Below are 22,908 nucleotides of genomic sequence, written 5' to 3'. Positions count from 1 at the left end.
TCCAGCCGATTCCTGCCGGCCGTTCGCTCTCGAGTGCTCGAGTATCGCAGTGCTGAGAGCGGACCGAGAGCAGGAGTAGCGTAACCCAGACACGTGAGTTCTACTACCCGAATTCTCGGAATCGAGGGCACCGCCTGGGCGGCCAGCGCGGCGGTGTTCGATTCCGCGACCGACGACGTTGTCATCGAGAGCGACGCCTACCAGCCCGACAGCGGCGGCATCCACCCCCGAGAGGCCGCCGAGCACATGCACGAGGCGATCCCGCAGGTCGTCGAACGGGCCCTCGAGCACGCCCGCGAGACACACGACGGCCCCGCCTCCGAACCCCCCGTGGACGCCGTCGCCTTCTCCCGCGGGCCGGGGCTCGGCCCCTGTCTGCGGACCGTCGGCACCGCCGCCCGCGCACTGAGCCAGAGCCTCGAGGTCCCTCTCGTGGGGGTCAACCACATGGTCGCCCACCTCGAGATCGGCCGCCACACCGCCGACTTCGACTCGCCGGTCTGTTTGAACGCAAGCGGCGCGAACGCACACCTGCTCGCGTATCGGAACGGCCGCTACCGCGTGCTCGGCGAGACGATGGACACCGGCGTGGGCAACGCGATCGACAAGTTCACGCGCCACGTCGGCTGGTCCCACCCCGGCGGGCCGAAGGTCGAGGCGGCCGCCGAGGACGGCGAGTACGTCGATCTTCCCTACGTCGTCAAGGGGATGGACTTCTCGTTTTCCGGGATCATGAGCGCCGCGAAGCAGCGCTACGACGACGGCGTCTCCGCGAGCGACGCGAGCGGAGGCTCGTCGGACTCATCCGACGGTGTTCCCGTCGAGGACATCTGCTACTCGCTGCAGGAGAACATCTTCGGCATGCTGACCGAAGTCGCCGAGCGCGCGCTCTCGCTGACCGGCAGCGACGAACTCGTGCTCGGCGGCGGCGTCGGCCAGAACGCCCGCCTGCGGGAGATGCTCGAGGAGATGTGCGACCAGCGCGGCGCCGAATTCCACGCGCCCGAACCCCGGTTCCTCCGGGACAACGCCGGCATGATCGCCGTGCTGGGCGCGAAAATGTACGACGCCGGCGACACGCTCGCGCTCGAGGAGTCCCGCGTCGACCCCAATTTCCGGCCGGATCAGGTGCCGGTGACGTGGCGCGCCGACGAACCCGAATTAGCCGCCGGTCGCGGCGCGGCGACGGGCGAGCAGCAGGTGCAGGGTGCCGAGGCGCTGGTCGACCTCGAGCCCGACGCCGGCCGCGTGACCAAACGCCGCGAGTCCAAGACCTACCGCCACCCGCAACTCGACGATCGACTCCGCCGCGAGCGAACGACCCTGGAGGCCCGCCTGACGAGCCTCGCGCGCCGCGAGGGCGTACCGACGCCGGTACTCTCGGACGTCGATCCGCGGGAGGCGCGACTGGAACTCGAGTACGTCGGCGAGTGCGACCTCCGCGATTCGCTGACCGCTGATCGGGTCCGTGACGTGGGACGGCACCTCGCGCGGTTACACGACGCCGGATTCGTCCACGGGGATCCGACGACGCGGAACGTCCGCGTCGATGGCGACCGAACCTACCTCATCGACTTCGGCCTCGGCTACCACACCGACCACGTCGAGGACTACGCGATGGACGTCCACGTCTTCGACCAGAGCCTCGTCGGCACGGCCGACGACCCCGAGCCGCTGCGCGAGGCGGTGCTCGAGGGGTACCGCGAGGTCGGCGACGAACGGGTCCTAGAGCGTCTCGAGGACGTCGAGGGCCGCGGTCGGTACGTCCAGGACGACGACGAAAGCGACGCCGCGGACGCATAAGTTCGCTCAGTTCGCGTCGCAGGCGTCGCCGCTCGTCGTATCGACGCCGAGCAGGTAGTTGCCGCCGCAGAACCCGGTCGCGACGTTGGTGAGCAACCCGAGGCCGGCGATCCCCGCGATCGCGGCGCGTTCGGTCGAATCGTCCGAGTACGCCGCCGCTGCGGTGACGAGCAGCCAGATGCCGAGGACGCCGCGAACGATGCGATCCAGTCCGCCGACGTTTCGTTCCATATCCGTTCGCCACAGACGGCCGCAGGTGCGGTAGCGCTGCTGCCGAATATCTCGGTGCTATTTATATCCCCGCGCAGCGATACGTTTCACTGAGCTGTCAGCACTATCACGTTCGACCATGAAACGCGTCCGCATCACGCTGCAGCCGACCGGCGACTACGCCCCGCCGATCTACGACCTGCTCGCCGGCGGCGCGAACTACCTCGAGGCGGTTCGGATCGTCAACTGGAACGTGGCGACCCCACCGACGGCGTTTCTCCTGCGAATCCGCGGCGACTACCGGCGGTTCGAGCGCGTCCTAGAGGACAGCGAGGACGTCCGCGACTACGAGGTACTGCCGCTCTCGGAGCGGGAGTGTCACTGCTTTTTCGAGGGGGAGGTGTCGGCGGCCGCGCGGTCGCTGTTCGAGAACTTTACCCGCGGCGGGCTGCTGACGGTCCCGCCGATCGAGTGCAACGACGACGGCAGCAACACGTTCACCATCGTGGGGTCGGACGCCGACATTCAGGCCGCCGTCGAGGGCGTGCCGGCCGGCGTCGACGTGACGGTCGAGGCCGTCGGCGGCGACGGCGTCGCGCCGGAACGCGCACTCGACCGGCTCGCTCCCCGCCAGCGTGAGGCGATCGAAACCGCCCTCGAGATCGGCTACTACGACGCGCCCCGCCGCGCGACGATCGAAGACGTCGCTCGCGACCTCGAGTGCGCGACCGCGACCGCCGCGGAACACCTCCAGAAGGGCGAATCGGCGGTGATCGCCGCGCTGTTCGACGGGTGACCGTCGCTCACTTGCCGTCGCAGCGCTGGCTCGTCGCCGCGACGACGTCGAGACCCGGGCTGTAGTAGCGGATCGGCTCGGTCTCCGGCCGCTCGAACCCGTTCGCTGCCAGCAGCGTGTTCCGCTCGACGGTTGCAGTCGCCGGATACAGCGTCCACGGTTCGTGGTCAACGTCCGTGTAGCGAAGCGAGCCGTCCGGGGCCTCGGTGTAGAACCGGTAGCGCTCGACGAGGAATCTGGCTAACGGATCCGCAGGCGCTTCGAACGACTCTCCGGTCGGTCGGTAGGTCGCCTCGTACATACCGGGCCGTGAGCCGGGATGGCGCCGCCGACTCTCGAATCGGATGTGATCGCTGGCTGGCTCGAGCGAGATCCGCGCGTAGTAGTACGGGAGGTGGTGGAGAAAGCGCGCGCCGAGGACGCTCGCGATCCCGTCGGCGTCGAGGCTGAAGAAGTAGACGGCCGGCGCGCCGTCGCTGCCGTCCCGGGTGACGTACGTCCGCACGTTGATCTCGGGGAGTCGGATGCCGGCACGCGCCGGAAGGCCGCGCGGTCGAACCGCCACGTTGGTAAACGGGATCACCGACAGCCAGGCGTCGCCGTCGTGCGTGTCGACGGACAACTCGTCGGGTAGGTGCGCCTCGAGCAACTCGGCGTCGACCGGCCAGTTTTCGAACAGCAGGTGTCGCCAGCCCATCTCGAGCGGGAGGACCATGCGAATAGGTTAGTACGCCGACGGGAAGCGTGTTTCTATCGGGCGGGTGGCCCGTTCGACGCATCGATCGCAAGGGCCCGAACCGGACGGCGGGCGCGCTCTCGGCTGCCGAGACGAGCACGCAATACTCTTGACAGGGGAGAACGTATCACCGGGCATGGCAGACAAACCGAGCTCGGGAGAGATCCTCGGGGTACCGTACAACTTCGACCGGCCGAGCATCAGTCGCATGCTCTCGGCGTACTGGCAGCCCGGCGAGGGGATGCTCGTCGAGAAGCCGTTCGGCGTCGGTTACACCCTGAACCTGGCTAACTGGCGCTCCTGGATCGTCGTCGCCGTCGCCGGCGCGCTCCTCTGGCAGCAGGAACAGAGCGCCGCGAGCGTCGACGAGGACCGCGAGGACGAGCCGGTCGAAGTCATCGTCGACGACGACGAATAAGTCAGTCGACGGTAACCGACGTTCCCTTCTGTGCGGACCGATAGATCGCGTCGATCACGCGCTGGACCGTCAGCGCCTGCTCGACCGTGTTGAGCGCCGGCGCCTCGCCCGCGGTGACGGCCTCGAGGAAGCGCTCGTCGCTGCCCTCCCAGCCGGCGTGGTCGATGGCGCCCTCGGTGAGCGTCGCGTCCATGTTGTGGTCGGTCCCCTGTGTGCCGCTCTGGAACAGCGTCAGGTTCTCGCCGCCGAGCTCGAGCGCGGCGCCGGCCTCGGTGCCGCGGGCGACGAACTCCTGGGTTTCGGCCTGGTTGGCGGCCCAGGTCACCTCGAGCGAGATCGTCTCGTCGTCCGCACAGCGGATCATCGCCGTCGCGGAGTCCTCGACGTCGAAGACGGCCTCCTCGGTGGCCTCGTACCAGTCGCCGGGGTCGACGTAGTCGTCGCGGTCGCCGAACTCGGTCCGCGTGACGGCGAAGACTTCCTCGACTGCAGGGTACTCCATCAGGTAGAGTGCGAAGTCGATCGCGTGGACGCCGATATCGACGACGGCGCCGCCACCGGAGAGCTCTGCATTGGTGAACCACGAGCCGACGCCCGGAATGCCCCGGCGCCGGACGTAGTTCGCGTCGACGTGGGTGATCTCGCCGAAGTGGCCCTCCGCCTGGTACTCCTTGAACACCTCGGCGGCGGTCGAGACTCGGTTGTGGAAGTTGACCATGCAGAAGCCGTCGGCGTCGGCCGCGGCCGACGCGATCCGCTCGGCGCTCTCTAAGTCGTTCGCGAGGGGTTTCTCGCAGAGGACGTCGTAGCCGTGCTCTAGGGCGGCGACGACGGCCGGCTCGTGGAAGGCGTTCGGCGTCGAGACGGCGACGGCGTCTAAGTCTTCGGTCTCGTACATCGCCTCGAACTCCTCGTAAGTCGTCGCGTCGTACGCTCGAGCGAACTCCTCGCGCGTCTCGGCGACGACGTCCGCACCGGCGACGACCTCGTGGCCGAACTCCTCGGCGTTGGTTGCGTGGGTCTGTCCCATAAAGCCGAGTCCGACGACGCCGAGTCGGACGGGTGGTGACGAACTCATCGGTTGTAGTGACAGTGATTGTCACTCTCGGAGACCGAAAGCGTTCGCGTTGCGGAGAACGTTCCGGCTGGCACGCAGCAGTCACGCGCAGCCGGCAACCGACGGCTATATTCCCCCGGAGCACCCCGCCTCGCACAAGCTATGCTCGTTCGGTTCGTCACCGGCAACGAAGGCAAGGCCCGCGAGGCGCAGGCGTACCTCGAGGGGATCACCGCCGTCAATCAGGTCGAGTACGACTACACCGAGATCCAGAGCGACTCGCTTTCCGAGATCGCCGCCCGCGGCGCGCGCGAGGCCTACGAGGAACTGGGCGGCACGGAACCCGTCGTCGTCGACGACACCGGTCTCTTCGTCGACGCGCTCGAGGGATTCCCCGGCCCGTACTCGGCCTACGTCGAGGACACCGTCGGCGTCGAGCGCCTCTGGGACCTCGTCAGCGAGGAGGAGAACCGTCGAGCGCAGTTCCGGACGGTCGTCGCCTTCGCCGACGGCGAGCGGACGGAGACCTTCGAGGGCTCGGTCCGCGGAACGATCGTCGCGCCCCGCGGCGAGGGCGGGTTCGGCTACGATCCGATCTTCGAGTACAACGGGCAGACGTTCGCCGAGATGAACGCCGACGAAAAGAACGCGATTTCTCACCGCGGCCGCGCGCTCGAGGCGTTCGCGGAGTGGCTGGCGGAGTATCACTGACGCAGCGACCGTCGATCTGCAACCGTCGATCTGTCGTCAGTCTCCTTTTCCGCTCAACTGCGCGGATCCCGATCCGGTCCCGGATACTCGCCGCCCTCGACGGCCGCGTAGAGGCTCTCGGGATCGAACAGCCGCGCGAACGCGTCCGGGGGGCGGACGCTTACCGAGAGGTGGGGCTGCATCGAGAGGCCGGCCTTCGCGGACCCGAGCCCCTCGTCGTACGACAGCAGGTGCGCCGCGTTCCCTCGGTACGCGGACGCGAGCGCCGGATGATCCGCCGCCGGGTGGTCGACCGCGACCCGCTCGGCCTCGAGACGCGCCCGGTGGTCGGCCGCCAGCTCGGCGTCGGCGAGTTCGGTCACGAGCCGCTCGGTCCGCTCGAGCAGGTAGTCGCTCGCGACGAGTTCGACCCACGAGTGCCGACGGACGTGATCCAGCGCCGCGCGGGCGTCGCCGTCGATGAACAGGTCCGCCGCGAGGACGTCGGCGGCGGCGACGACGCGGGCGGGGTTCGGCCGATCGCCCCCGGGGCCGTCGTCAGGCGCCATCGTCGTCCTCCTCGGCTTCGGTTTCGGTTCCGTCGGCGTCCGCCGCCGCGGCGTCATCTAGGTCGTCGTCGACCGCTCGAATCCGCTCGAGGTCGACCCCGTAGCTCGCACTGCGGTCGAAGAGATCGCCCCAGCTCGTGGCTGTCATCGGCGGGTGTTCGGACGGCACGCAGAAAAGCGGGGTGTCTCGCTTCCGGTGGGGCCCAACGGTCGAACCCGCGCGGTAGCGAGGGCGGGACTACGCGGAGAACGCGCTCAGGAGGGACGGCGCGTGGTCATCGGGGTCGAAGTTGCCGAGGTAGGCGTCGATCGCGTCCTCGACTTCGCCGCGAATCGCCGGTGGAACGGCGGCGCCGTGGGCGATCGACGGCGGCTGTGCGTCGGAGTCGCGGAAGTCCCCGATCTGCTGCTGGAGGAACGGCGGGAACTCGCTCTCGTCGACGTCGACGCGGGGCGGAATCGAGCCCTTCAGCGGGTTGAAACGCTCCTGAGCGTCCGTCGAGCCGACGTAGCTGAGGAACGTCTTGGTGTCTTCCGGCGTCGGATTGTCCGCCGGATAGGTAAACGAGTCCATGTTGAGCGCGTACAGCCCTTCGGTCCCCGGGAACGGAACGTGATCCCAGTTGTCCCCGTAGTCGAACCCGTCTCTGTTCCGGTAGGCGCCGGCGGCCCAGTCGCCCTGGTGGATGAACGCCGCCTCGCCGTCGATGACGCGCTCGTTGGCTTCCGTGAACGACGTCGAGAAGTGGTCGTCCGGGAAGAACTCGACGTACTCGGCCAGGAGCGCGAGGGAGTCGCGAACTGCGTCCACGTCGTCGAACTCGCCGTTGATGAGCTCGTCGTAGGCGTCGGCACCGGCCTGTGCGAGGAAGATCGTCTCCCAGAGTTGGAAAACGGTAAACAGTTCGCCCGTCCCGTTTGCGAACGGCGTCGCCTCGGTGTTTTCCGCGACCGCCTGAAAGGCGTCGACGAGCGCCTCGGGTCCGTCGATCGATTCGGGATCGACGCCCGCCTCCTCGACGACCGCGACGTTGTAGAACAGGTTGTTGATCCGGTGGATGTTCAGCGGCACCGCGACGTAGGTTCCGTCCGGCCGCGCGGCCTCCTGTGGCCCCTCGAGGTAGTTTTCCTTCATCTCGTCGTCCCAGACGTCGCCCTCGATGTCGCCGAGATTATCGCCGAACTGCAGGAGGTTGGCGCCGGGCCACTCCTGCCAGGTACTCGGCGGGTCGCCGTCCCGGAGCCGCCTCGAGACGACGGTCTCGAGGTTGTCACGGGCGCCGCCCTGGACGTCCTGGACACCGAAGTCGATGTCGGGGTGGGACTCCTGGAATCCTTCGACGAGCGCTTGGATCGCCTCTTGGCCGTCACCTGCGGCCCACCCGTGAAGTACGTCGAACTCCTGTTCCTCAGACAACTGATCGAGACAGCCGGCCGCGCCGGCCAGTCCCACCGCACCCGCTGCCTGCAGGAAGGACCGTCGTGGCTGCCCCCCGCGAGTGTTCCGTCCCATGATTAAATAGTAACGTACCACCTGCGTTATCATGCAGCCGTCTTAAATGCTCTGGCACGGCGATTCGCGCCGAACGGTGATCGGTATCGCGGTCGGTAATACGACTCGCGTCGCTACGGGTCCGTCTCCGCTGGTTCTGGTGGTCGGCCGCTCCGCGAGCGCGGCGCGGGCCGCGCCGATCAGTCCTCGAGGCGTTCCTGAAGTTCCTGGACTTTCGACACTAACTCGATCGGCGGCGTCGTGTTCACGTCGATCGACTCGAGATCCTCGAGGACGTCCTCGGCGTGGGGGTCGACCGTCTCGTCAGCCTCCGCTTCGGACGCGCCGTCCGCCGGCGCTCCCCCGTCCGCGCTCGCGGACCCCCGGAACTGCCCGCTCGAGAGGTCGAACACCGTCTGGACGGGTTCGTTCGAGCCGCCGCCCTTGGCTTCGATGGCCTTCTCCTCGCGCAGGCGCTCGAGGACCGTCCGCGCCCGGTCGACGACGGGGCCGGGAACGCCGGCCAGATCGGCGACGTGGATCCCGTAGGAGCGATCCGTGGGGCCGTCCCGCACCGTCCGGAGGAAGGTGACGTCGCCGTCGCGCTCGTCGGCGGCGACGTGGACGTTGGCGACGCGGGGGAGTTCCTCGGCCAGCCCCGTGAGTTCGTGGTAGTGAGTCGCAAAGAGCGTCTTGGCCTGCACCTCGTTGTGGAGGTACTCGGTAGCTGCCCAGGCGATCGAGATGCCGTCGTAGGTCGCGGTCCCGCGTCCCACTTCGTCCAAGATCACCAGCGAGTCCTCGGTCGCCGTATGGAGGATATTCGAGAGTTCGCTCATCTCGACCATGAACGTCGAGCGGCCCTGTGCGAGTTCGTCCAGCGCGCCGACGCGGGTGAAGATTCCGTCGACGAGGCCGATCTCGGCGTCCTTGGCCGGGACGAAGCTGCCGATCTGGGCCAGCAGGACGATACAGGCCACCTGGCGCATGTACGTCGACTTGCCGGACATGTTGGGACCGGTTACGACCAGGAACCCCCGCTCCTCGTCCATCTCGACGTCGTTCGGGACGAACTCCGTCGTCTGCTCGACGACCGGGTGCCGGCCCTGATCGATCGCGAGCCGATCGCCCTGATGGAGGTCGGGCTGGACCCAGCGGTTCTCGGCGGCGTGGGTCGCCAGGCTCGCCAGCGCGTCGACGGTCGCCAACGCCCGGCCGACGTCCTGTAAGAGTTCGGCCCGCTCGGCGACCTCGTCGCGCAGTTCCTCGAACAGTTCGTACTCGAGGTCGCCCCGTCGTTCCTCGAGGCGCAGAATCTCGCGCTCTTTCTCCTCGAGTTCGTCGGTCGTGAACCGCTTGGAGTTCTTGAGCGTCTTGATCTCCTCGTAGTGGTCGGGGACGCCGTCCGCGGCGGACTTGCCGACCTGGATGTAGTAGCCGTCGGTCTTGTTCCGATCGACGGTCACGTGCGACAGGTTGTACTGGCGCTTCTCGCGCTCGGCGAGGGTATCGAGCCACTCTCGAACCTCCTCGTGGCGCTCGATCACTTCGTCGAGTTCCGGATCGTAGCCCCGGGTGAGGAGCCCACCCTGCGTGACGGTCGACGGCGGGTCCTCGGCGAGGGCTTCCGCGAGCGTTTCGCGGAGGTCCGCGGCGGCCTCGCGGTCCGGCCGGTCGACGATTTCCGACAGTGGCGAGTCGGCCAGATCGGGGTTCGACCGGATCGTCTCCGCGAGCGTCGGGAGCACGGCGAGCGTGTCCCGAACGGAGAGCAGGTCGCGGGCGTCCGCGCTGCCGTGGGTCGCCTTCGAGGCCAACCGCGCCAGGTCGTACGCCTCGCCGAGTTCGTCCCGCAACTCGTCGCGGGCCAGCGCTGCCGTCGACAGCGCCGCGACGCTCTCCTGTCGGCGCTCGAGGGTTTCGAGCGACCGTCGAGGCCGCTGGAGCCACTCCTTCAGGAGGCGGCCGCCGGCGCTCGTCTCGGTGTGGTCGATCGTCCGGAACAGCGAGCCCTCGCGCTCGCCCTGCATCGTCTCGGTGAGCTCGAGGTTGCGCTGGGTGGTCGCGTCCAGGGTGACGTGGTCGTCACCGTGGTGGGCCTGAATGCGGGTCATCGACGCGAGCACGCCCGCGCCGGTCTCCTCGACGTAGGAGAGGACGGCCCCGGCGGCCGCGATGGCCGAGTCGCCGACGGAGAGCCGCTCGACTGTCTCGGTGCCGAACTGCTCGCGGACTGCGTGGTCGGCGCGCTTGGGAGCGAACGCTTCGGTCTCGTGGAGGGTCAGCGTCGCGTCGATCCGCTCGCGGACGGTGGTCAGCAGGTCGTCGTCCGTCCGCGCGTCGGGCCCCGGGAGCACCTCGACGGGATCGAAGCGGTACAGTTCGGTCAGTACGTCGTCGCCGTCGTCGGCTTCGGCGACGAGGAACCGGCCCGTCGTCACGTCCGCGAACGCGAGCCCGTAGTCGGCGTCGCCGCTCGAGCCCGACCCGGAGCCGTCGACGACCGCCGCGAGGTACTGCGCGTCGGCGTCGGTCGTCTCGAGCAGCGTCCCCGGCGTGACGACGCGCACGATCTCGCGGGCGTGGCCGGAGTCGGTCTCGTACTGGTCGGCGACGGCGACCCGGTAGCCGCGCTCGACTAAGGCCTTGAGGTAGGGCGTCAGGTCGTCGACCGGCACGCCGGCCATCGGGTACGACGAGCCGTGGGAGGACTTCTGAGAGACCTTGAGATCGAGTTCGTCGGCGACGATCTCGGCGTCCTCGGCGAAGAACTCGTAGAAGTCGCCACACTGCATCGCCAGCAGATCCGCGTCGGTGTCTTCCTTGAGCGAGAGGAATTCCCCGACGATACCCGTCGCCTCTGTCATATACGCTCGAGGGTGTTCCGACGGGTAAAGTGCTACGGGTTCGGCTCCGGAGCAGCCGACCCCGGCGCCCGGCCTCGCGGGCCGGTCTCAGACGTCTTCGGTTTGCTGCACGTCCGCGAGCCGGTCGACCATTTCCGTCACGACCTGCACCTGCTGCTCGACGTCCTCGCTCACTTCGGCCAGCGACTCGACCTCGGCCGCGACCTGATCGGCGTTCGCCATCACCTCGTCGGCCATGCCGGCGATTTCCTCGGTGCTCGCGGCCTGGTCGTCCGTCGCGGTCGCGACCTCGTCGACCCCCGAGGCCGCCTCGCTGACGGCGGTCTCGATCTCCCCGAGGTTCTCGACGGTGTCCTCGACTAGGTCGACGCCGTCGTCGATCTCCTCGTTGGCGTCCTCGAGGCTTTCGACGGTCTCCTGTGTGTCCTCCTGGATCTGGTTGACCATCCGCTCGATGGTGGCCGCTTCCTCTTGGGATTCCTCGGCCAGATTCTTGACCTCGTCCGCGACGACGGCGAACCCGTCGCCGGCCTCGCCGGCGGTCGCAGCCTCGATCGAGGCGTTCAGCGCGAGCAGATTGGTCTGGTCGGCGATATCGTTGATCACGTCGACGATCTCGTCGATGCGCTGGACGCCCTCCCGGAGATCCTCGACGTCTTCGGTAACCTCGTCGGCCGCCTCCCGGACGCCCTCCATCTTGTCGATCGCCCGTTCGGCGGTGTCGGTCGTCTCGCCGGCGATCTCCTCGGCGCGCTCGGCGGTCGCGCTGACCTCCTCCGTGTTCGAGGCGATTTCCTCGACGGTCGCGCTGAGGTTCGACATCTCGCTGGCGATTTCGGCCGTCGACGACGACTGCTCGGTCGCGACGTCGTCGATCGTCTCCGTGCCGTCACCGATCCGCTCCGCGTAGTCCTCGAGTTCCTCGACGGTGTCCTCGAGGTCCTCGCGGACGGACTTCCGTCGTTGGGTCATCGAGGCGAGTTGCTCCATGAAGTCGTCGACCTTCGAGCCGATGACGAACTGCTGGTCCAGCACGGCCAGCCGGAGCGTCGAGAGGGTTCGCTCGACGGTTTCGTCGACGGCGGCCTCGACAGCCGCTGCGGTGTCCGTCTCTGCGTTTGCCGCTCCATCCGCCGCATCCTCCTCGGCGGCCGCGTCCGGTGTATACTCCGCCGTCACCTCGTCGGCGATCTCCTCGAGCAGCCGCTCGTAGTACACCATGTACGAGCCGACGTACTCGTTGAGTCCGGGCTCGACGAACAGATCCGCAGGGGCGAACTCGGCCCGGCGCTCGAAGAAGGCGGGGCCGTAGTCGCCGTCGCCGAACGCCTCGAGGTACTGTCGGTGCGCCCGTTTGAACTCCGCTCCGCTGAGCTCCGACGCGGCGAACGCCTCATCGAGCTTTCGGCGGGACCGAACGTTCTCGTAGTACTCGTCCGCGAGGTCGTCGCTGACCCGCTCGAAGAGGTGTGCCTGCTCCTCGAGGCGGCGCTCGTCCTCGGGACCGAAGCCGACGAACTCCTTGACTCGATCGACGCTCGCCCGGTCGAACGACGTGCGCTGTGGAGCGCCGGCGCCGCCCGTCGCCTGCCCTTGCTGTGACATGGTCCAGAGAGGGGACCTCGGTGCCATAAGTATTCTTGCCGGAGAATTATCTGTAATCGGAACTATAGCTCGAGATCTTCCCGGTCAAGGTGGGAAAACGAGAATCTACGCTTACAGATCGCTCGCACTCACAGCACATATCGAGTAGTAATCAGCATCGGCCGCCCGGTACGGCGATCGGTCCGATCGGGCCACGGTGTAGCGACTCGGGCGCTGCGCGTCCACGGTACGACGGCGTTGCGCGCCGTCGCAGGGAACGTTAAAACAGCAGTCCGCCGAGCGGCACGTCCTGTTCCGGTTCGACGAGGACGGGGAACTCGTCGTCGTCCGGGACGCCGACCGTCAGCGCCTCGGATTTGAACCCGGCAATCCGAACCTCGCCGAGGTTCGTCGCACACAGCACCTGCCGTCCCTCGAGTTCCTCGGGTTCGTAGTGGTGGTCCAACTGCGCGGCGGACTGTACCTCGCCGTGCTCGCCGAGGTCGATCCACAGCTTGGTCATCTTCGGCTTGTTCGCCTCCTCGAACGATTCCGCCTCGAGCACCTCGCCGACGCGGATTTCGACGTCGAACGGACTGTCGACCATGGCAGGTCGTGACGTGGACGTACTCCCGAATAAGGAATTGGATTCCGGCATCCGGACGCAGAAGTCCAAGGCTGCGCTACTCGAGTGCCAGTTCCTCGGCCAGCAGCGCCAGACTCTCGTCTTCGGACTCGGCCGCGTCGGGAACCACGAGCATGACTTCCTCGATCCCGGCGTCGGCGTACGCAGCCAGCGACTCGCGGACGTCGGCCGGCGTCCCGGTCGGCGCCGTCTCGAGGTAGCCCGCGAGGAAGAACTCCCGGGGCTCCTCGGGTTCGTCCGGCAGAAACTCGGTGCGGAACTGCTCGCGCTTCTTCTCGGCCTCGTCGGTCGTCTCGCCGACGAACGCGAATAGTTCAGCGGACTTCGTGATCTCGTCGTACCGCTGGTCGTCCCCGCAGTGCTCGCGTAGAACCTCGAGTTTCCCTTCGAATCCCTCGGGCTCGAGGGTGCCGTAGTTCCAGCCGTCGGCCAGTTCGGCGGCGTAGGGGAGGGTCACGTCCTCGCCCCCGCCGCCGATCCAGATCGGCGGGTGCGGGTCCTGCACGGGTTGGGGTTCGCAGAACGCGCGCTCGAGGCCGACGTCGAGATACTCCCCGTCGTGGCTGTACGTCTCGTTCGTCCACAGACCCCGCAGAATCTCGATCGTCTCGCCGAGCCTGTGGATCCGCTCGGCCGGCGGCTCGCGGAACTCGTAGCCGAAGCGGTCGTACTCGTCGGCGTACCAGCCCGCGCCGAGGCCGAGCTCGAGCCGCCCCTCACTTAGGCGGTCGACCGTCGCAGCCATCTTCGCCAGCAGTGCAGGATGGCGGTAGGACTGACAGGTGACGAGCGTTCCGAGGCGGATCTCCTCGGTCGCCTCGGCGAGCGCACTGAGCGTCGTCCAGCACTCGTGGGTCGCCCGCCGCCGGTCGCCGATCCACGACTGGAAGTGGTCCTCGAGCCATACCGAGCGGTAGCCGAGTCGTTCGGCCTCGCGGGCGGTCTCGCGGACCGTCGCGACGTCGGTGCCGTACTGCGGGAGGACGAGGCCGACGTCCAACTCGAGGGCGCTGGCGCTCACGATTCGTCACCTTCCGAGACTGCGGCGTTCAGCGTCAGCGCGCGCTCGACGAGCGTCTTCAGATCCGCGGCGACGAGCGTCACCACCGCCTCCTTGCCGACGGCGCCGCGGTCGACGACGGCGGCCGGCGGCTCGTCGCGGTCCTCGAACGCCCGCTGTGCGCCCCACTGCATCGTGCGTCCCTCGATCGCCGCGATCTCGGTCGGTTCGTCGGTGCGGTCGTACTCGGCGACTGGCCACTCGAGGCCTTCGAGCGCCGCCTCGACGTCCTCGTCGAACCGGCAGTTGACGGCGAACCGGAGTTCGGGGAAGAACTCCCGGGCAGCGAGCAAGAATCGTGCGACGTGGCTCGAGGCGCCGAACCGCACCCCGCGGTTCGGCCGGACGCCCGACAGCGTCCGGGTCATCCGTCCCTCGACGGCGGCGGTCTCGTCGACGGCCTCGGCGTAGGGCGTCGCGCCGACGACGTTCATCCCCACCTCCGGAACGAGCCCGGAGACGTCGGCCGCGACGAACTCCTCGACGACGGCTTCGACCTCCTCTGCGGTCGCCTCGCGCGCGGCCTCGTTGCGCAGCGACGCCATGTGGTTGACCGCGCCGTGGCCCTCGCCGACGTCGTAGTAGTACCGCACCGCCCGCGCGAGGAAGTCGGTCGCGCCGCCGACGGCGTCCGAGAGCGGCTGGCCGTTGGCAAGCCTGGCGGCGATTGCGGCCGCCAGCGCGCAGCCGGAGCCGTGGGTGGCCTCCGTACCGATCCGCGGGTGCTCGAACGCCCGCACTTCGTCGGCCGTGACGAGCACGTCCTGAACTCGCTCGCCGGGGACGTGCCCGCCCTTTACGAGGACGGCGTCGGCGCCCGTCTCGAGGATCTCCCGGCCGGCCTCGCGGGCGCTCTCCTCGTCGACGACCTCGATTCCAGTCAACACCTCGGCCTCGTCGGCGTTGGGGGTCGCGACGGTCGCCGCCGAGAGCAGGTCCTCGTAGGCGCGCTCGGCCTCGGGCTCGAGCAGCCGATCCCCGGAGGTCGCGACCATGACGGGGTCGACGACCAGCGGGAACTCGAAGTCGCGCGCCTTCTCGGCGACGAGTTCGACGATTTCGGTCGTCGCGAGCATCCCCGTCTTCGCCGCGGCGACGTCGAAGTCGCCCGTGACGGCCTCGAGCTGGGCCTCGACCTCCTCGACCGGCAGGACGTGCGAGGACTCGACGCCGCGGGTGTGCTGGGCGGTGACGGCCGTGATCGCCGACGTGCCGAAGACGCCGTGGGCGACCATCGTCGCGAGGTCGGCCTGGATCCCGGCGCCGCCGCCGGAGTCGCTGCCGGCGATCGTCAGCGCGACGGGACGCGTGTCGGGTGCTGGCGTTCTCATAGCTGGACGTATTTCTCGGTTATACAAATTGATGGTGGTGTGCTGGGCGAACGATCGTCGGCGCTCGAACTCAAGCGGTGCGACCACGCCGACGCCTATCAGTCTTCGCTACTCGCTCGCAAGGTCGGCGTAGACGCCCCAGGAGGCGTCGCCGGCCGGGTGTTCGATCCGTTCGCCCGCCTCGTCGACGACGCCGGTTCCCGACTCGACGCGGCCGATTTCGGCGACGACGGTGTCGCGCTCCTCGAGCGCCGCCCGCACGTCGTCGACGCCGTCGGGATCGACCGCGATGAGCAGCGAACCGCAACTGGTCGTCGCCCAGGGATCGATCTCGAGGGCGTCGCAGACCTCGCGGACGCCGGGGCGCATCGGGACGGCCTTGCGGTCCACGACGAATCGGGCGTCCGCGCCGTCGGCCATCTCGTTCAGCGCGCCCGCGAGTCCGCCCTCCGTCACGTCGTGCATCGCCCGCACCGGACCCGCCGCGGCCGCCGTCAGCGCGTCCCGGACGCAGTGGACCTCCTCGAGGCGCGCTTGCGCGTCGGCGAGCTCGCCGTCGGAGACGTCTATCTCGTCGGGGAAGAGGGTGCTCAACAGGCCGACCGCCTCGACGGCAGGGCCGGTCGTCAGCAGGAGTCGGTCGCCAACCTGTGCGCCGTCCGGCCGGACGATGTCGTCGAACTCGCCGACGCCCATCGCGGTCGCCGCGCCGATCCAGGGGAACGTGGGATCGGAGTAGCGCGCGGTGTGGCCGGTAACGACGGAGACGCCCAGATCCGTACACTCCTCGTGGATCGTCTCCCAGACCGTCGCGAACTCGTCGTCGGTCATCGCCTCGGGGAGGGTGAAACAGATCGAGAGGTGCGACGGCGCGACGCCGCTGACGGCCACGTCCGCGAGGATCAAATCGAGGGCGAACCGCGCCGCACGCTCGAAGCCCAGCGGCGGCAGGATCGATATCGGGTCGGTCGCCGTAACGAGTGCCTGGCCGCCGATCTCGAGGACGCCGAAGTCGACGCCGTGCTGGGGACCCAGCGCGACGTCGTCGCGGTCCGCGCCGAGGTTGGACGCGACGTGCCGTTCGAAGAACGTCCGATCGATTTTACCGAGGTCGCTCACGCTCGGACCGTCGCAGGGAGCGCTCTTAGCGGTGGTGATCCGTCCCGTCGTCGGACCCGGCCTCACCTCCGCGTTCGGAACCGCGCGGTACGTTTAATCCGCTGTCGTCCCAACGGTCGGATATGGTCTCTCGTCGCTGGCTGTACTTCGGCGGGTTCATCGCGTCCACGGCGTTGCTGCTCGGCGTCGGATTGCTCGGCGTGCTGGACGCGCTGTCGGTGCTCTCCGGAAGCGTCCCGCGCGGCGAGGAGTTCATCCTGCTGGCGATGGTCGGCGAAGCCGCCGAGTGGATCGCGCTCGGACTCGGTCTCGGGTTGCTCGCGGCTCTGTTCCTCGCGGCGACCGTCGTCTCCGTCCTGCGGAGCGCCTCGCTCCCCCGGAGCGACCGGCTCGTCGCGCTCGTCGAGCGACTCGAGCGCGAGTACCCCGTCCTGCGGCAGTTCGACGTCGCGGAGACGGTCGAACCGACGCCGGAGGATCGCAGGCAACGGCTGAAAGAGCAGTACGTCGACGGCGAGATTAGCGAAGCGGAGTTCGAACGGCGAATGGAGACCGCGATGGACGACGACCTCGCGGAGTCCTCGCGGTCGGGAACCACTACCGTCGACGTCGAGGAGCGGTCGTAACGCCGTTCTCGATCGACCGTCCGGTTCGACGTAACCGATTCCCGCATCATTTGTCGCTCGAGAAACCCCGAATGGTTACTCAAAACGGTCAAAAGCGTCGATAGCGAATCGGACGTCAATGGCGTACTCGTTCCCGACGGCGGGTCGATCCGACCTCGAGTTCTCCCTGGGCGAGTTGACGGGTGCGCTAGGGGATTCGATTACGGTGCTGCCGCTGCTGGTGGCGCTGGCCGCGACGACGAGCGTCTCCCTGCCGCACGTGCTGGTCGGCTTCGGCGTCTTCCAGATCGTCTGGGGCCTCTACTACGGGATGCCGCTCTCGGTCGAGCCGATGAAGGCGCTGGTCGGGCTGGCCATCGTCGGCTCCCTCTCGTATCCGGAACTCGCCGCGGCCGGCCTCCTCGCGGGCGGCGTGCTACTCGCGGTCGGGCAACTCGGCCTCGTCGGCCGCGTTCAGCGCGTCGTCGGCGAGCCGGTCATCCGCGGCGTCCAGTTCGCCGTCGCCCTGCTCTTGCTCGAGTCGGCCGTCGAACTCTCGCTCGGGGGTCCGGCTGTCGCGGGCGCCGGCCTCGCGGTCGTCGGCCTGCTCGCGCTCGCGGGCTACCGCCAGTCCAGCGTGCTGGTCGTCCTCGCGCTCGGCGCCGCTGCGGCGGTCGCTGCGGCCGGCATGCCGATGCCAACGGCGCCGGAACTCACGCCGTTCCCCGCCGGCACGCCCAGCCTTACGGCCGCCGCACTCGAGGGCACTGTCGCCCAACTGGGGATGACCGTCGGCAACGCGGCGATCGCGACCGCGCTGCTCTGCGGCGACCTCTACGATCGGGATATCTCGGCCGACGACCTCTCGACGAGCATGGGCGTGACCTGCCTCGCGGCGATCCCGCTGGGCGGCGTGCCGATGTGCCACGGCAGCGGCGGCCTCGCAGGGAAGTACGCCTTCGGCGCGCGGACCGGCGGCGCGAACGTCCTGCTCGGGATCGGCTACGTCGCGCTCGCGCTGGTCGCGACCGGCGCGCTGCTCGCCGCCTTCCCGACGGCCCTGCTCGGGGTTCTGCTGGCCGTCGTCGCGCTCGAGCTCGGCCGTGCAGCGCTCGACCCCGTCGACTGGGACGACCTACGGGCACTGGCGCTGGTCGTCGGCGTCGGAATCGTCGGCCTCGCGGTCAACGTCGGCGTCGCATTTGTCCTCGGTGCCGTCGCGTTCTGGCTGGTCTCGAGGGGCGACTGAGCCCGTCCGGCTGTTCCGTCAGATCGCGTCGTCCGAGTAAGTTCGCTCGATGAGTCAGACGAGAACGGCGGGGTAGAGAGAGGGCTTGTATGAATGTCTAATTACATCAGTTTTGTTCCACATACTCACGCTTATTTCCGTACCGGGGGAAATGACACTAATTTTATCCCTGTCGGATGGGAGCAATAGCTATGGAACACGCCCCGTCGCGGCGCAGATTCCTCCAGTTTTCCGGGACCGGATTGGCCCTCCTCAGCGGCTGTTCCCTCCCCCGTACCGCGAGGACACGAACTGCGGGCAGTGCCGGCGTGTCGACGTTTCAGTACGATTCCGCCCGGACGGGAGGGCCGCCGGGTACGACCGGTCCAACCGATTCGGTCACCGAACGGTGGACCGCCCAGACGGACGGGTGGGCCGGGAAAGCGCTTGCGGTGATCGATGACACCGCCTACGTCGGGAGCGACGGTGGGTCAGTCTACGCGTTCGACGGTGACGGCACCGAACGGTGGACCATCTCCACGGGCGGGCGGATCGACTCGGCGCCGGCAGTCGTGAACGACACCGTCTACGTCGGGAGTCACGAGCGCCACGTCTACGCGCTGGACGCTGCCGACGGTACTGAACAGTGGCGCTCCGAGACCGGCCAGTTCGGAATTTCGTCACCGACGGTGGTCGATGGAACCGTCTATATTGGAAACAACGGTGACGGACAGCTCTACGCGCTGGACGCCGCCGATGGCAGCGACCGGTGGACGTTCGGGGTGGGATACAGCGTCACGGCCTCGCCGGCGGTGGTGGACGACACCGTCTACATCGGGAGCGGGAGCGCCGCTTACGCACTGGACGCCGCTGACGGTACCGAGCGGTGGACGTTCGAGACCGACGCCCTCGGAAACGCGACGCCAGCGGTAGCCGACGGCACCGTCTACCTCAGATGGAATCAGAAGGTCTACGCGCTGGACGCCGCCGACGGCACCGAACGGTGGGCTTTCGAAACGGACGACTCTACGGCCACTCCCGGAACGGCACCGCCAACGGTAGTCGACGATACGGTTTACGCCGGAGTGAACGATAGCATCTATGCGATAGCTGCCAACGACGGCACCGAACGGTGGTCGTTCGAGACGGGGGAACGAGTTCGATCCTCTCCGGCAGTAATCGACGACTCGGTCTACGTCGGCGGCGATGACGGTATCGTCTATGCATTGGACGCTTCCGACGGCACCGAACGGTGGCGCTTCGAGACGGGAGATCGCAACACGTCGATATCGTCGCCGGTGGTGGTCGACGGAACCGTCTACGTCGGTACCAGCGACGGGGCCGTCTACGCGCTCACCGAACAGTGACCTCCGTAGCGGAGCCGAATCGAGTACCTCCGCGTCCAGTTCGTCGTGATCGGTTCCAGTTCCCCTGTGCATCCCCGATTACAACTTCCGCAGGGGGCAGCACCTCGAGAGTGGAGTGGATACGTTTTTGCAACCGCCGCGAAACAACCCGATATGGATCTCCAGCAGGAACTCGCGGGAATCACGTGTCCGGTCGCGACGCCGTTCGACGACGCGAACGAGATCGACGAGGACGCCCTCACTGACCTCCTCGAGACGCTCGTCGCGGGCGGCATCGATGCGGTCTTCCCGAACGGGACGACGGGCGAGTTCGCCAGCCTCTCGCCCGACGAACGGCGCCGCGTTCTCGAGTTCACAGTCGACCAGATCGACGGCGACGTACCGGTCGTCACCGGTGCAGGCGCGACCAGCGTCGCCGAGACCCTCGAGTACCTCGACCAGGCGGCCGAACTCGGCGCCGACGCCGCGGTCGTCGTCCCGCCGTACTTCCACGCGGCGAACGCGCCGGCCGGTAACGAGCGGTTCTTCGAGGCCGTCGCGGATGAGTCGCCGCTGCCGCTGTTGCTGTACAACATCCCGGCCTGCACCGGCGGCGAAATCGCGGTCGAAACCGTCGAAGCGGTCGCCGAGCACGACAACGTCGTCGGCCTGAAGGACTCGAGCGGCGACCTCGAGTACTTCCTCGCGGCGATGCGGGCGACGCCCGACGACTTCCTGCACCTGCAGGGGTACGACGCCCTCCTGCTGCCGTCGCTGCGGATGGGCGCCGACGGCGGGGTGAACGCGCTGTCGAACGCCGTCCCCGAAGCCTATAGCGAGCTGTACGAGACCGCCGAGAGCGAGCGCGGCGCGACGCTGCAGAACGCGATCGCGGACCTGTTCGAAGCCTGCGGCGCGTACGGATTCGCTCCGGCGACGAAAGCGGCGCTCGAGTACCGCGACGTGATTCCATCGGACGCCGTTCGGCCGCCGCTTGTGACCGTTCCCGAGGACGGCCGCGAAGCGATCGAAGACGCGGTCGACGGCGTGCTCGAGGCATGAGCGAGGAAACCAACATCCACCGCCTCGACGAGGACACCGTCGCCCGCATCGCCGCCGGCGAGGTCGTCGAACGCCCCGCCAGCGCGGTCAAGGAACTCGTCGAGAACAGCCTAGACGCCGACGCCGACCGCGTCGACGTCACCGTCGAGGAGGGCGGCACCGAACTCATCCGGGTCGCCGACGACGGCCACGGGATGAGCGAGGCGGATCTGCGCGCCGCCGTCCGCGAGCACACGACCAGCAAGATCGAGGGGCTCGAGGACCTCGAGTCGGGCGTCCGGACGCTGGGCTTCCGCGGCGAGGCCTTGCACACGATCGGCTCGGTCTCGCGGCTGACCATCTGCTCGCGACCGCGGGGCGCCGACGGCGCGGGCACGGAACTGGTTTACGAGGGCGGCGAGGTGACGTCGGTCGAGCCCGTCGGCTGCCCGGAGGGCACCACCGTCGAGGTCGAGGACCTCTTTTACAATACGCCCGCTCGCCGGAAGTTCCTCAAGACGACGGCGACGGAGTTCGCCCACGTCAACCGCGTCGTCACCCGCTACGCGCTGGCGAACCCGGACGTGGCGGTCTCGCTGACCCACGACGACCGCGAGGTCTTCGCCACGACGGGCCAGGGCGATCTGCAGGCCGCGGTCCTCTCGGTCTACGGCCGCGAGGTCGCCTCCTCGATGATCCGCGTCGAGGTCGATGAAGACGAACTGCCGCCCGGCCCCGTCGACTCTGTCTCGGGACTCGTCTCTCATCCCGAAACCAACCGCTCGAGCCGCGAGTACCTCGCGACCTACGTCAACGGCCGGGCCGTCACGGCCGACGCGATCCGCGAGGGGATCATGGGCGCCTACGGCACCCAACTGGGCGGCGACCGCTACCCGTTCGTCGTCCTCTTTCTCGAGGTGCCCGGCGACGCCGTCGACGTGAACGTCCACCCGCGCAAGCGCGAGGTCCGGTTCGACGACGACGATGCCGTCCGCCGGCAGATCGACGCCGCGGTGGAGTCGGCGCTGCTCGAGCACGGCCTGCTCCGTTCCCGCGCACCTCGGGGTCGGTCGGCGCCCGACGAGGCGCGGATCGAGCCGCGCCGCGGGACCGGGGCGGACTCGAGCGCTCCGTCGGAGACGAGTACCCAACGCTCCCTCGAGGACAGCCGTTCGACTCCGGAGCGGACGGATTCCGCCGAGTCTACGAGCGCCGACTCGAGTCGCGACGCCGGCTCCTCGTCCGCCGACGGTTTGAATGCCGACCGCTCGCAGTCGACCTCGAGCGAGCCCGAATCGACGATTGGGGTCGAATCAGCCCCGGATTCGGACCACGACGGAAACCCGTCGTCTCCCTCGAGTACGAGCGCAAGGTCGACGGACCGCCTCTCTTCCGACTCGGGATCACCGTCGGCCTCACGAACCGACCCCGCGGATGGCGCGGCACCGGCGACGGAATCCCCCTCGAGTACCGAGAGTCGCGAGAGTCCCGAGAGCGCCCCCTCGAGTTCGAACGGCTCCGACTCGCGGACGGTCGCCGACGACGGCTCGACTACCGATACCGACCGAACCGAGTCGGCCGATTCGAACCGAAAGTTCGACGGGCCGACCGAACAGCGGACGCTGGCCGGCGAGCCCGCGACCGGCGACGAGACCGACTTCGACTCGCTGCCGCCGCTTCGGGTGCTCGGCCAGTTCGACGACACCTATCTCGTCTGCGAGACCCCCGACGGGCTCGCGCTGATCGACCAGCACGCCGCCGACGAGCGGGTCAACTACGAGCGGCTGCGGGACGCGTTCGCCGACGACCCCGCCGCGCAGGCGCTGGCGTCCCCCGTCGAACTCGAGTTGACCGCCGCGGAGGCCGAAGCCTTCGAGGGGTACGAGGACGCCCTCGAGCGGCTCGGCTTCTACGCCGATCGCGTCGACGAGCGCACGATCGCCGTGACGACCGTCCCGGCGGTGCTCGAGGAGACCTTGGAGCCCGCGAACCTGCGGGACGTCCTCACCTCCTTTATCGAGGGCGACCGCGAGGCGGGCGCGGAGACGGTCGACGCGCTGGCCGACGAGTTCCTCGGCGACTTAGCGTGCTATCCGTCGCTGACGGGGAACACGTCGCTGACGGAGGGCTCGGTGGTCGAGCTGCTCTCGAAGTTAGACGACTGCGAGAATCCCTACGCCTGCCCGCACGGGCGGCCGGTTGTCGTCCGGATCGACGAGGACGAAATCGAGGATCGGTTCGAGCGGGACTATCCCGGCCATCAGGGTTGAGGATTGTTTGAGTTCGTTTCCCACACCTCCCGAACCTATT

At 68.3% G+C, this 22,908-nt stretch carries 21 protein-coding genes; 9 read left to right on the top strand and 12 right to left on the bottom strand.

Features of this window, described 5'->3' with window-relative positions:
• Nucleotides 1-93: 93 nt before the first annotated feature.
• Nucleotides 94-1,803: a bifunctional N(6)-L-threonylcarbamoyladenine synthase/serine/threonine protein kinase gene (locus ATJ93_RS06460; RefSeq protein ID WP_120243760.1), complete on the top strand. Its 1,710-nt coding sequence runs from the start codon at nt 94-96 to the stop codon at nt 1,801-1,803.
• Nucleotides 1,804-1,809: 6 nt separating this feature from the next.
• On the opposite strand, the gene ATJ93_RS06455 is transcribed toward ATJ93_RS06460, so the two are convergent.
• The gene (locus ATJ93_RS06455; RefSeq protein ID WP_120243759.1) at nt 1,810-2,034 is read right to left on the bottom strand and encodes a YgaP family membrane protein; all 225 of its coding nucleotides are present in this window, start codon (nt 2,032-2,034) and stop codon (nt 1,810-1,812) included.
• 118 nt (nt 2,035-2,152) lie between these two features.
• Here ATJ93_RS06455 and ATJ93_RS06450 point away from each other — a divergent pair, with 118 nt between their 5' ends.
• On the top strand, nt 2,153-2,809 hold the full coding sequence (locus tag ATJ93_RS06450; protein ID WP_120243758.1) for a helix-turn-helix domain-containing protein: 657 nt from the start codon (nt 2,153-2,155) through the stop codon (nt 2,807-2,809).
• Nucleotides 2,810-2,816: 7 nt separating this feature from the next.
• Here the strand turns inward: ATJ93_RS06450 and ATJ93_RS06445 are convergent, their stop codons facing one another.
• Nucleotides 2,817-3,524 (bottom strand): YqjF family protein, encoded by a 708-nt coding sequence (locus ATJ93_RS06445; protein ID WP_120243757.1) that lies wholly within the window; start codon nt 3,522-3,524, stop codon nt 2,817-2,819.
• Nucleotides 3,525-3,681: 157 nt separating this feature from the next.
• Here ATJ93_RS06445 and ATJ93_RS06440 point away from each other — a divergent pair, with 157 nt between their 5' ends.
• Nucleotides 3,682-3,963 carry a DUF5808 domain-containing protein gene (locus tag ATJ93_RS06440; protein WP_120243756.1) on the top strand — a complete coding sequence of 94 codons (282 nt, stop codon included), beginning with the start codon at nt 3,682-3,684 and terminating at the stop codon, nt 3,961-3,963.
• 1 nt (nt 3,964) lies between these two features.
• On the opposite strand, the gene ATJ93_RS06435 is transcribed toward ATJ93_RS06440, so the two are convergent.
• Nucleotides 3,965-5,041 carry a Gfo/Idh/MocA family protein gene (locus ATJ93_RS06435; protein WP_120243755.1) on the bottom strand — a complete coding sequence of 359 codons (1,077 nt, stop codon included), beginning with the start codon at nt 5,039-5,041 and terminating at the stop codon, nt 3,965-3,967.
• A gap of 141 nt (nt 5,042-5,182) precedes the next feature.
• Between ATJ93_RS06435 and ATJ93_RS06430 the strand changes: the two genes are divergently transcribed.
• Complete coding sequence (locus ATJ93_RS06430; RefSeq protein ID WP_120243754.1) at nt 5,183-5,731, top strand: XTP/dITP diphosphatase; 549 nt, start codon at nt 5,183-5,185, stop codon at nt 5,729-5,731.
• A gap of 53 nt (nt 5,732-5,784) precedes the next feature.
• On the opposite strand, the gene ATJ93_RS06425 is transcribed toward ATJ93_RS06430, so the two are convergent.
• From ATJ93_RS06425 to ATJ93_RS06390, 9 genes are all read right to left on the bottom strand, one after another.
• Nucleotides 5,785-6,279: a DUF7384 family protein gene (locus tag ATJ93_RS06425; RefSeq protein ID WP_120243753.1), complete on the bottom strand. Its 495-nt coding sequence runs from the start codon at nt 6,277-6,279 to the stop codon at nt 5,785-5,787.
• Nucleotides 6,269-6,427: a hypothetical protein gene (locus tag ATJ93_RS23535; RefSeq protein WP_170155488.1), complete on the bottom strand. Its 159-nt coding sequence runs from the start codon at nt 6,425-6,427 to the stop codon at nt 6,269-6,271. Before ATJ93_RS23535 ends, ATJ93_RS06425 begins: the two co-directional genes overlap by 11 nt.
• Before the next feature lie 90 nt (nt 6,428-6,517).
• A complete protein-coding gene (locus tag ATJ93_RS06420) occupies nt 6,518-7,792 on the bottom strand; it encodes an ABC transporter substrate-binding protein (RefSeq protein WP_120243752.1) in 1,275 nt (424 codons plus the stop codon).
• A 179-nt stretch (nt 7,793-7,971) separates the two neighbouring features.
• Complete coding sequence (gene mutS, locus ATJ93_RS06415; RefSeq protein ID WP_120243751.1) at nt 7,972-10,638, bottom strand: DNA mismatch repair protein MutS; 2,667 nt, start codon at nt 10,636-10,638, stop codon at nt 7,972-7,974.
• Nucleotides 10,639-10,725: 87 nt separating this feature from the next.
• On the bottom strand, nt 10,726-12,243 hold the full coding sequence (locus ATJ93_RS06410) for a globin-coupled sensor protein (protein ID WP_120243750.1): 1,518 nt from the start codon (nt 12,241-12,243) through the stop codon (nt 10,726-10,728).
• Between the two features lie 259 nt (nt 12,244-12,502).
• Nucleotides 12,503-12,829, bottom strand: coding sequence for a tRNA-binding protein (locus ATJ93_RS06405; RefSeq protein ID WP_120243749.1), 327 nt, complete (start codon nt 12,827-12,829; stop codon nt 12,503-12,505).
• A gap of 76 nt (nt 12,830-12,905) precedes the next feature.
• Complete coding sequence (locus ATJ93_RS06400; protein ID WP_120243748.1) at nt 12,906-13,889, bottom strand: TIGR03560 family F420-dependent LLM class oxidoreductase; 984 nt, start codon at nt 13,887-13,889, stop codon at nt 12,906-12,908.
• Nucleotides 13,886-15,259, bottom strand: coding sequence for a bifunctional hydroxymethylpyrimidine kinase/phosphomethylpyrimidine kinase (gene thiD / locus ATJ93_RS06395; RefSeq protein WP_120243747.1), 1,374 nt, complete (start codon nt 15,257-15,259; stop codon nt 13,886-13,888). Before thiD ends, ATJ93_RS06400 begins: the two co-directional genes overlap by 4 nt.
• Nucleotides 15,260-15,367: 108 nt before the next feature.
• Complete coding sequence (locus ATJ93_RS06390; RefSeq protein ID WP_120243746.1) at nt 15,368-16,378, bottom strand: AIR synthase family protein; 1,011 nt, start codon at nt 16,376-16,378, stop codon at nt 15,368-15,370.
• 122 nt (nt 16,379-16,500) lie between these two features.
• On the opposite strand from ATJ93_RS06390, the gene ATJ93_RS06385 reads away from it, so the two are divergent.
• The 5 genes from ATJ93_RS06385 (at nt 16,501) to mutL (ending at nt 22,868) form a co-directional block, all read left to right on the top strand.
• Nucleotides 16,501-17,004: an SHOCT domain-containing protein gene (locus tag ATJ93_RS06385; RefSeq protein WP_120243745.1), complete on the top strand. Its 504-nt coding sequence runs from the start codon at nt 16,501-16,503 to the stop codon at nt 17,002-17,004.
• Nucleotides 17,005-17,122: 118 nt separating this feature from the next.
• On the top strand, nt 17,123-18,232 hold the full coding sequence (locus ATJ93_RS06380) for a putative sulfate/molybdate transporter (RefSeq protein WP_120243744.1): 1,110 nt from the start codon (nt 17,123-17,125) through the stop codon (nt 18,230-18,232).
• Nucleotides 18,233-18,540: 308 nt separating this feature from the next.
• Entirely contained in the window at nt 18,541-19,578 is a 1,038-nt protein-coding gene (locus ATJ93_RS06375; RefSeq protein WP_211334026.1) for an outer membrane protein assembly factor BamB family protein, read from the top strand.
• Nucleotides 19,579-19,731: 153 nt separating this feature from the next.
• Complete coding sequence (locus ATJ93_RS06370; protein ID WP_120243742.1) at nt 19,732-20,619, top strand: dihydrodipicolinate synthase family protein; 888 nt, start codon at nt 19,732-19,734, stop codon at nt 20,617-20,619.
• Nucleotides 20,616-22,868, top strand: coding sequence for a DNA mismatch repair endonuclease MutL (gene mutL / locus ATJ93_RS06365; RefSeq protein ID WP_120243741.1), 2,253 nt, complete (start codon nt 20,616-20,618; stop codon nt 22,866-22,868). The genes ATJ93_RS06370 and mutL overlap by 4 nt, the downstream gene beginning before the upstream one ends.
• Nucleotides 22,869-22,908 lie beyond the last annotated feature (40 nt).

Origin of the sequence: Halopiger aswanensis (genome assembly GCF_003610195.1) — an archaeon.
GTDB classification, from domain to species: Archaea; Halobacteriota; Halobacteria; order Halobacteriales; family Natrialbaceae; genus Halopiger; species Halopiger aswanensis.
Note: the sequence above shows the minus strand (reverse complement) of the source record. Positions and strands in the feature narration are given on the sequence as shown.

Bases quoted from the DNA above. Each gene is read 5' to 3' on its own strand.
- ATJ93_RS06455 (WP_120243759.1), bottom strand. From the start codon at position 2,034: ATGGAACGAAACGTCGGCGGACTGGATCGCATCGTTCGCGGCGTCCTC.
- ATJ93_RS06450 (WP_120243758.1), top strand. From the start codon at position 2,153: ATGAAACGCGTCCGCATCACGCTGCAGCCGACCGGCGACTACGCCCCG.
- ATJ93_RS06445 (WP_120243757.1), bottom strand. From the start codon at position 3,524: ATGGTCCTCCCGCTCGAGATGGGCTGGCGACACCTGCTGTTCGAAAAC.
- ATJ93_RS06440 (WP_120243756.1), top strand. From the start codon at position 3,682: ATGGCAGACAAACCGAGCTCGGGAGAGATCCTCGGGGTACCGTACAAC.
- ATJ93_RS06435 (WP_120243755.1), bottom strand. From the start codon at position 5,041: ATGAGTTCGTCACCACCCGTCCGACTCGGCGTCGTCGGACTCGGCTTT.
- ATJ93_RS06430 (WP_120243754.1), top strand. From the start codon at position 5,183: ATGCTCGTTCGGTTCGTCACCGGCAACGAAGGCAAGGCCCGCGAGGCG.
- ATJ93_RS06425 (WP_120243753.1), bottom strand. From the start codon at position 6,279: ATGGCGCCTGACGACGGCCCCGGGGGCGATCGGCCGAACCCCGCCCGC.
- ATJ93_RS23535 (WP_170155488.1), bottom strand. From the start codon at position 6,427: ATGACAGCCACGAGCTGGGGCGATCTCTTCGACCGCAGTGCGAGCTAC.
- ATJ93_RS06420 (WP_120243752.1), bottom strand. From the start codon at position 7,792: ATGGGACGGAACACTCGCGGGGGGCAGCCACGACGGTCCTTCCTGCAG.
- mutS (WP_120243751.1), bottom strand. From the start codon at position 10,638: ATGACAGAGGCGACGGGTATCGTCGGGGAATTCCTCTCGCTCAAGGAA.
- ATJ93_RS06410 (WP_120243750.1), bottom strand. From the start codon at position 12,243: ATGTCACAGCAAGGGCAGGCGACGGGCGGCGCCGGCGCTCCACAGCGC.
- ATJ93_RS06405 (WP_120243749.1), bottom strand. From the start codon at position 12,829: ATGGTCGACAGTCCGTTCGACGTCGAAATCCGCGTCGGCGAGGTGCTC.
- thiD (WP_120243747.1), bottom strand. From the start codon at position 15,259: ATGAGAACGCCAGCACCCGACACGCGTCCCGTCGCGCTGACGATCGCC.
- ATJ93_RS06385 (WP_120243745.1), top strand. From the start codon at position 16,501: ATGGTCTCTCGTCGCTGGCTGTACTTCGGCGGGTTCATCGCGTCCACG.
- ATJ93_RS06380 (WP_120243744.1), top strand. From the start codon at position 17,123: ATGGCGTACTCGTTCCCGACGGCGGGTCGATCCGACCTCGAGTTCTCC.
- ATJ93_RS06370 (WP_120243742.1), top strand. From the start codon at position 19,732: ATGGATCTCCAGCAGGAACTCGCGGGAATCACGTGTCCGGTCGCGACG.
- mutL (WP_120243741.1), top strand. From the start codon at position 20,616: ATGAGCGAGGAAACCAACATCCACCGCCTCGACGAGGACACCGTCGCC.